Raw genomic sequence first — 2,706 nt, forward strand, 5'->3', positions numbered from 1 at the left:
GGAAATCGGCGAGCGTTCCAAAGGTGACGCTGATAGACTTTGGCGGCATTCGGATTGAAGGTGTCGATCCAGGCATTCCGGCAACCGCGTGCCATGGCTTCCTGTTCGGCCGCATCCAGCATCTTGCCGGCCATATGCTGGCCGCGCAGCCGCTCATCGACCCAGAGCCATTGCACGTAGAGCCAGCCCCAGGCGGTGTAACCGGAAATGCCGGCGACGACCGCGCAATCCTCGTCGCGCACAAACACCACAAGCGCCTTCCTTTCGGATGCGCCGACATCGCCGTCGTTGAACGCCGCCAGCCTTTCGGCGAGAAAGGTAAGGTCTTCCGGCAAGGGATTTGCCGTCGTTTCAAGCGTCGTGTTCATCGCTTTTCCGAGATGGTTGCGTGTCGGCGTCGCCGCCATTGCGAAACTCTGATGCGGCAATGCCGTAGCGCTTGAGTTTGTCATAAAAGGTCTTGCGCGGTACGCCGAGCGCATCGATGGCGCCGCGCACCTCGCCACTATGGTCGCGCAGCGCGTCGCGGATGAGCTGTGCTTCGTATTGGCCGACCCGTTCGGGCAATGCTGCCGTAGGCTCCGGCGAATGCGCGGAGACCGCCCTCGTCCCATCTTCCGGACCGAGGCCGAGCGCAACACGGTCGGCAAAATGGGCAAGCTCGCGCACATTGCCTGGCCAGTCATGCGACTGGAGATGATCGCTGACCGCAGCGTTCATCTTCGCGACAGGCCGGCCGAACCGTTCTGCCGCCTTGCCCAGGAAATGCCCAAACAGCATCGGGATATCGCCGCGACGCTCGCGCAGCGGCGGGATGCGCAGCGTCACCACGTTAAGGCGAAAATACAGATCCTCGCGAAAATCACCGCGTTGGTCCGACCGCCCCAGATCGACCTTGGTCGCGGCGACGACCCTGAGATCGATGCGCCTGATGTCGTTCGAGCCAAGTGGAGTGAGGCTGCGTGTTTCGAGCACGCGCAGCAGCTTGACCTGGAGCGCCGGCGGCATGGATTCGATCTCGTCGAGAAACAGCGTGCCGCCGCTGGAATGCTCGATGCTGCCGATCCGCCGCCGCTGCGCGCCGGTGAACGCGCCCGCCTCATGGCCAAACAACTCGCTCTCGATGACCGTCTCCGGCAGCGCACCGCAATTCAGTGCCACGAAGGGTTTTGCGCGCCGTCGCCCCCATCTGTGCAGGAGGTCCGCCACCACTTCCTTGCCGGTTCCCGTTTCTCCCTCGACCAGCACATCGACGTTCATGTCTGCAATCTGGCGCAAGGTCTCGCGCAGTCGCTTGATGGCAGGAGCCTCGCCGATCAGCGGCAGGCCGTCAGTGGCGAGGGCCGCGGCTTCGCGCAGCCGCCGGTTCTCCATCACCAGCCGTCGCTTCTCACTCGCCCGTTTCAGCGCCTCGACAAGGCGCTCGCCGGCATAGGGTTTCGAGATGAAATCGTAGACACCGTCCTTGAGCGCGGCCACTGCGAGATCGACGTCGCCATGGCCGGTGACCAGGATCACGGGTATGTCCGGGTCGATCGCCTTGATGCGATCGAACAGCTGCAGCCCGTTCATGCCCGGCATGCGGATGTCGCTGACCACCACGCCTTCAAAGGTCCTGTCGACAACGGCAAGCGCTGCCTCGGCGGCGTCGCGCGCGACCACAGCGAAGCCGGCAAGCTCGAGCAATTGCGTTGTGGCGTGCAGCAGGTCCGCATCGTCGTCGACGAGCGCCACCAGCCCTGATCCCTCAATCATTCAATTCGCCTCAAATCGATGGTGAAGGATGCGCCGATGCCATTGCCGGGATCGAGCCGCAGCGTGCCGCCCAATTCCTGGGCGATCTCCTGCGAGATCACCAGCCCGAGGCCAAGCCCCTTCTCCTTGGTGGTCTGGAACGGCATGAACAGATTGCCGGCTGCTTCCGGGCCGAGACCTGGGCCGTTGTCGCGCACCGAAATCAGCACCCTGTCGTCGTGCTCGGCAAGTTGGATCTCTATGCGGGGATCGGGCTGGTCCTTCATAGCGTCCAGCGCATTCTGCAACAGATTGACCAGGATCTGTTCCAGCCGGATGCGGCTGGCCATGACCACCGGCGAGGCATTGCCGCGCGGCTTGACGATGGTCACGCCGGAATCACGGATGCGGCCCGACAGCAGCGACAGCGCGCCATCAATTGCCTCGCGCACCGGCAGCGGCGAAGCGGCAACCCCGGGTCGACGGGCGAAAGTACGCAAGGTGCCGGTGATCGCGCCGATGCGCTCGGTCATCGACACGATCGACGTCAGATTGCCGCTGGCCGGTTCGGTTTTGCCGGTTTCGAGAAAGCGGCCCGCATTCTCGGCATAGGTGCGGATAGCGGCGACCGGCTGGTTGATCTCGTGCGCCACGCCGGCGGCGATTTGGCCGAGGATGGAAAGCCGGTTGGCCTGGGCGAGGTCGTCGCGCAGCCGGCGCACCTTGGCTTCAGCATTCTCGCGCTCGGCGATTTCACCGGCAAGTGCGGTGTTGGAGCGGGTCAACTCGGCCGTTCGCGTGCTGACTCGGCTCTCCAGTTCGGCATTCATCCGCGCCAGCGCCTCCTGCCTCAGCCGTCGTGCGCGCTGGCGGCGGGTAAGCACGAAGGCAAGCAAGCCCATCAGCAGAAGCCCAAGCAGCGTGGTCAGGCGCGCCGTGTTGGCGGCCGATGAAAGAGCAGCGTCGGCGGGA

At 64.3% G+C, this 2,706-nt stretch carries 3 protein-coding genes; all 3 read right to left on the reverse strand.

Annotated elements, in window-relative coordinates; genetic code table 11:
* The coding region (locus EN939_RS28755; protein WP_164751297.1) for a GNAT family N-acetyltransferase at nt 1-368 on the reverse strand (368 nt) is incomplete at its 3' end.
* The gene (locus tag EN939_RS28760) at nt 352-1,755 is read right to left on the reverse strand and encodes a sigma-54-dependent transcriptional regulator (protein ID WP_127271088.1); all 1,404 of its coding nucleotides are present in this window, start codon (nt 1,753-1,755) and stop codon (nt 352-354) included. The genes EN939_RS28755 and EN939_RS28760, both read right to left, overlap by 17 nt.
* The coding region (locus EN939_RS28765; RefSeq protein WP_164751298.1) for a sensor histidine kinase at nt 1,752-2,706 on the reverse strand (955 nt) is incomplete at its 5' end. The genes EN939_RS28760 and EN939_RS28765, both read right to left, overlap by 4 nt.

The sequence above is a fragment of the Mesorhizobium sp. M7A.F.Ca.CA.002.05.1.1 genome, from assembly GCF_003998335.1.
Taxonomy (GTDB): domain Bacteria; phylum Pseudomonadota; class Alphaproteobacteria; order Rhizobiales; family Rhizobiaceae; genus Mesorhizobium.